At 69.5% G+C, this 4,292-nt stretch carries 5 protein-coding genes; 1 reads left to right on the top strand and 4 read right to left on the bottom strand.

Annotation, left to right across the window (positions count from 1 at the left end):
• Window positions 1–228 (bottom strand): TA system antitoxin ParD family protein (locus VGL85_RS03865; protein ID WP_331586173.1); only part of this gene is annotated, 228 nt, incomplete at its 3' end.
• 272 nt (window positions 229–500) lie between these two features.
• Here VGL85_RS03865 and VGL85_RS03860 point away from each other — a divergent pair.
• Window positions 501–737: a hypothetical protein gene (locus VGL85_RS03860; protein ID WP_331586171.1), complete on the top strand. Its 237-nt coding sequence runs from the start codon at window positions 501–503 to the stop codon at window positions 735–737.
• 197 nt (window positions 738–934) lie between these two features.
• On the opposite strand, the gene VGL85_RS03855 is transcribed toward VGL85_RS03860, so the two are convergent.
• Genes VGL85_RS03855 through VGL85_RS03845 form a run of 3 tightly spaced genes read right to left on the bottom strand, consistent with a single transcriptional unit; the run spans window position 935 to window position 4,171 of the window.
• Window positions 935–3,166, bottom strand: coding sequence for a portal protein (locus VGL85_RS03855; RefSeq protein WP_331586169.1), 2,232 nt, complete (start codon window positions 3,164–3,166; stop codon window positions 935–937).
• A gap of 7 nt (window positions 3,167–3,173) precedes the next feature.
• Window positions 3,174–3,413: a spike base protein, RCAP_Rcc01079 family gene (locus VGL85_RS03850; RefSeq protein ID WP_331586167.1), complete on the bottom strand. Its 240-nt coding sequence runs from the start codon at window positions 3,411–3,413 to the stop codon at window positions 3,174–3,176.
• Window positions 3,413–4,171 carry a terminase large subunit domain-containing protein gene (locus VGL85_RS03845; RefSeq protein WP_331586177.1) on the bottom strand — a complete coding sequence of 253 codons (759 nt, stop codon included), beginning with the start codon at window positions 4,169–4,171 and terminating at the stop codon, window positions 3,413–3,415. The genes VGL85_RS03850 and VGL85_RS03845 overlap by 1 nt, the downstream gene beginning before the upstream one ends.
• Window positions 4,172–4,292 lie beyond the last annotated feature (121 nt).

The raw sequence follows: 4,292 nt of genomic DNA, 5'->3' as shown, positions 1-4,292 counted from the left end.
GGCGAACACCTGGTCCTGTTCGATGCGCGACAGCGCCTCGACCTTGAGGCTGCCTTCCAGCGCCTGGCGCACCCGCGCCAGCGGCAGGCCGGCCTCCTCGATCGCGCGGCCGAGCCTGGCCCAATGCTCGATCTGGCCGCCCAGCGACCGGTGCAGCAGATCGGCCTCGCCGCGCGCGGCGTCGATCAGTTCGCTGTTGAGCCTGACGGTCGAAAACCGGGCTGCCATGGGTGAATCTCCAAGAGGTGTCGTATTGACACTTCGGGGTGGAAACTCAAGTCCATCCGGTGTCACGGCTCACCAGCGCAGCATACGAACGTCAGCGTCGCCCTCGGCGAGGCGGAGCGGACCTGCGTCGCCCGCACCAGCGGACGCGACGCCTACAGGCGCGCGATGGAAACCTGCCGGGCCACCAAGGCCTGGGCCGCCAGGGTGGCTTGCCGATGAACTGGACCGCGGCCCCGCTCTGGCTTTGACAAGCTTGTGGGCGCTAGGGTCCCGTGGTCTGGCTGATGCCTGTGCCTATCAGCGCCGTTGCCGAGCCGCTCGAACTGACGACGTTATCTTCCACCGAAATCGTGCCGTTATTGGTGATCGTGCTCGATGGGCTCCCCGATGTAAGTATCCCCCGCACGCTCGATGTAATCGTGCCGTTATTGGTGATGCTGACTGACCCCGGGCCCGTTGCAGTCACCGCTGTGCTCGGTCCGCCGTTGATCGTGCCGTTGTTCGTATAGCTTCCCCCACCCGTCAAGGTCCGCGGGCCCACCGTGCTGCCCGCTGGGTTCCCGGACGTGCTGAAAGCCGGCGACGCGACGGGACGTGCGAGCCCTTCGGATGCAAGCCCAAACAGCATCAACGTCGTGACGGTTAGCCCGAGGAGTTTTTTCACTGCATAGCCTCCAAGCGCCAATTCGGCGCAATGGCGATGATATCACGACGCGCCGCTGTCAACAAAGGCAGGAGCTCCGCCAGCGGCGCGTCCGTGGCTGGCGCCCGGACCCGCATCTGGATCATCCGAGCGCCCAGCCGTCACGGGGGCCAACGCCCGCTCCTGCGCCAGTCGCCGCTCCGCCAGGTCGTGCGCCCGCGCATCGCGCTCCCGTTCCCTCCGGTCCTGGGCTTCGATGGCCAGCAGTTCGCGCTGGTGCTTCAGCTGTTCGGCGTGGGCGCGGGCCTGGCGGTCGGCGGCGGCGTTGAGCTGGTCGGCTTGCAGCTTGGCGGCGTCCAGGCGCAGGCGCCCGCCGCTGGCGGCCTGGTCGGCCCGCAGGCGGGCGGCTTCGAGGCCGGCCTTGGTCTGGCTGGCCTGGGTCTGCGCCTGCAGCTTCAGCGCCTCGGGCGGCGGCGGCGCCGGCGGGGCCGGCGGCACGGTCTTCGGGTCGGTGAAGTAGGCCGAGGCCGACTTCAGGCCGCCGGCCTTGGCCGCGTCCATGAAGGCGGCATAGGCGTTTTCCGGCGTCACCAGGCTCTGCGCCCGCGGCCCCAGGGTCTTGACCACATTGGCCTGCAGCTGGATGACCTGGGTCAGCATGGCCAGGCGCTGTTCCTTGCCGCCGGAGCCGACGCCGACCTCGATCGTGACCTGGGTGCGCTCGGCCCACTGCGACGGGTCGACCGGCAGCCACTGGCCGCGCAGCTTGGTCACCGCGACCTTCGACGCGTGTTTGCGCAGCAGGGCGTGGACGTCGAGATAGAGGTCCTTGACCCCGGTCTCGGCGAAGACGCGGGCGATCATCCGTACACGGCGCTGGGCCTGGCCCATCAGCATGGCGGCGCCGGCCGCGGTGTCGTGCAGGGTGTCGGGATTCAGGCCCTGGGCGTTGCGCACGATGCCGGTGCGGCTCTCGCCCTGCGTCGACATGTATTCCAGCGCGCCGAAGAAGTCGAACGGCGCGCCGGCGCTGGGGATGGGGCTGACCGTGCCGGCGGCGTTGACCCGCACCGGCACCGCCGGGCGGTTGTCGAGCAGGTCGGAGATGGTGAACTCGTTGGCCTGCGGCAGCACCACCTCGTGGCGCTGGTTGAGCGCGAAATAGCCGCTATCCAGCGCCATGCGCAGCAGCGCGGTCTTGATGCGCTGGATCTCGAGCAGCTTGTCGGCGACACTCTCGCCATAGAAGCGGTGCGGGACGACGTAAGGGGTGATGGCCGCGAACGGCATGGCGTCGACCCGCTCGCGCGCGATCAGGATGGATTCGTCGCCGCCGGTGACCACGCGCCAGATCTCGATGGCGTCGCCCGCGCCCAGGCAGCGGATATAGTGCTCGATCACTTCGACGGCGCGGCGGTCGCGGTCGGGGCCTTCCGAGCCCAGCGGCATGGCGTGCTCGCCGGCGGTGTCTCTCGCCAACTGCACCTGTTCGTCGCGGGCCAGGCCGTACGGCGGCAGACTGTCGACGATGTCGGCCGGATGGCCGTCGGCGATCAGCTCCTGGGCGCGCGGGCGCGAGCGGAAGGCGGCGTAGCTCGTATCCTTCAGCCGCACGGTGTCGCGGGCGACGGTGAAGTCCTCCGGCGCGATCGGGCGGATGCGCACCCGGCCGTCGGGGCCTTCGCGCCGCAGGGTGAAGTCGTAGAGCGGCTCCGGATCGGCGAAGCTGGAGCCCGCGGCCGGACGCAGGTCGGTGATCTCGCCGTCCTGCCGCGCCAGGGCCAGTTCGATGGCGGTCTTGCCCTCGAAGGTCTCTTCCGCGACCTGCGCCGCCTGTTCCCACCAGGATTTGACCACGCCTGTTTTAGTGAGCAAAGCGTCCTTGAAAAACGCCAGGAAGGTCATGAAGCCGTCGTTGTCGTCGAAGACGACGTGGCGGACATAGTCGGTCTCCTGGTCGGCCTGCGGCTCGTCGTCGGCGGTCTTCGGCACGAAGGCGACCACGTCGTCGCCGCCGGTGAAGATCTCCACCAGGTCGGGCAGGATGGTCTCGACCGCATCGGCGATGTCGGTGGAGACGGCCTGGGAGCGGTTGGGCAGGGCGGCGATGTCGGGCATCTCGCCCTTGGCGTAGTTCAGCGCCTTTTCGCGCGCCTCGGTCAGGTCCGGATCGAGATCGAAGCCGATCGAGCGGGCGCGCTCGGCCTTCACGATGGCCAGCAGTTCGTCATCGCTGAGCGGCGGGGCGGCGCGCGTCTCCGGCCCGGCATTGGCGTCGGCGGCGGGCGAGATCATCGCGGCCTCAATAGAGCCCGACGAGGTTGGTCGCGGTGGTGCCGGTCGCCTTGACCAGGCGAGTGCGGCAGAAAATCGTCGCGCCCACCGGCGCCGCCTTGAAGGTGGTCGTGCTGCCGACCTCGGTGACCAGGGTCACGTCGCCGGCGCCGCCGACATAGACGCCCGACAGGATCGGCGGCCCCTGCTCGGCGCTGTCCGAAGGCGTGATGGCCACCGCGTCGCGGGGCAGATAGGCGTTGTACATCAGACGGCTCCGAAATCGGGGATGATCATGGCGCCGCCCGCGCGCGGCTTGGTCTTGGCGAAGCGCAGCATCATCAGGGCGTAGCGGGAGGCCGACAGCCGGTCGTCCCTGAGCTTGACGATCAGGCCGTCCAGCCGGTGGTAGAGGCGAAATTCGCCGAGCCAGCCGCCGCAGGTGGAGAAGACCTTCCAGCGGCCGGTCTGCATGCGGTCGAGCATCTCCATGACCCCGGCCTCGAGGCCCGAGCCGCCGTCGGCGAAGGTGGCGCGGGCCGGCAGCATCTTCAGCCCCTGGCGGCGGTATTGCGCCGCCAGCTCCTCGCCGGAGCCCTTGTCGTGCTGCAGGCCGTCGTGCGGCCAGGCGGACGGGATCCAGTCGCCCCAGGGGCGGATGGCGGCTGTGTGGATCACCGGCGTGGTCTCGCGCGCCGCGTATTCCTTGCAGACATAGACGCAGTCGGCGTCGCGATCCCAGGCCAGGTTTGTGGCCGCGAACGGGTGGTCCCAGCCGAAGTCCAGCCCGTTGATCTGCGGCCAGGCCGGCGGCAGGGCGAAGGGGGCGCAGGCGATCGCGGCTTCCTCGACCGGAAACACCCGCCCCGAACCCATCGACGGAATGCCCCGCACCCGCGCCTCGCGCTCGTGCGGCGGATAGGACGCGATGATCGCGGCGCGCTGCGCGGGCGTGTAATGCTCGGCGTCGTCGATGCTCATCTGGGTGACGAAGCGGGTCATCGCTGTCCGCTCCTCCCCGTCAATCAGGCGTCGGACTAACCATGCGATCCCTTCTCCCCTCGCGGGAGAAGGTGCCCCTGCGAAGGCAGGGGCGGATGAGGGGCCGCGCCGGTGGTTAGCAAGAGGGCTCCCGCGCGGTCGTGGA

It is taken from the genome of Phenylobacterium sp. (assembly GCF_036501465.1).
Lineage (GTDB): Bacteria > Pseudomonadota > Alphaproteobacteria > Caulobacterales > Caulobacteraceae > Phenylobacterium.
Note: the sequence above shows the minus strand (reverse complement) of the source record. Positions and strands in the feature narration are given on the sequence as shown.